The following is a 310-nucleotide window of genomic DNA, read 5'->3' on the forward strand; positions in this document are numbered from 1 at the left end:
CCAAGAAGTACTGAAGCCATTGATGCTGATTATGCTAGGTGCAGTCGCTATTTATACAATATTTAAAAAGGATTGGGGTAGAATTTCTACTCATAAGAAATTATCTGGTCGACACGTCATTATTTTTACCTTTTTTATTTTTGCAATTGGTTTTTATGATGGATTTCTAGGGCCTCGCACAGGTTCGTTTTTAATGTTTGCTCTTTTATTTATTGGGTATGATTTTTTAAAAGCAGCAGGTAATGCGAAGTTTCTTAATTTAGGAAGTAATGTTGGTGCATTGTTAATATTTATTTATGTAGGGCAAGTA

1 protein-coding gene is annotated in these 310 nt (G+C 32.6%); it reads left to right on the forward strand.

Annotation, left to right across the window (positions count from 1 at the left end):
* On the forward strand, window positions 1-310 hold a 310-nt coding region (locus tag ACSG5Z_RS30280; RefSeq protein WP_435712785.1), incomplete at both ends, for a TSUP family transporter.

Source organism: Bacillus pretiosus, assembly GCF_051294775.1.
Taxonomy (GTDB): domain Bacteria; phylum Bacillota; class Bacilli; order Bacillales; family Bacillaceae_G; genus Bacillus_A; species Bacillus_A wiedmannii.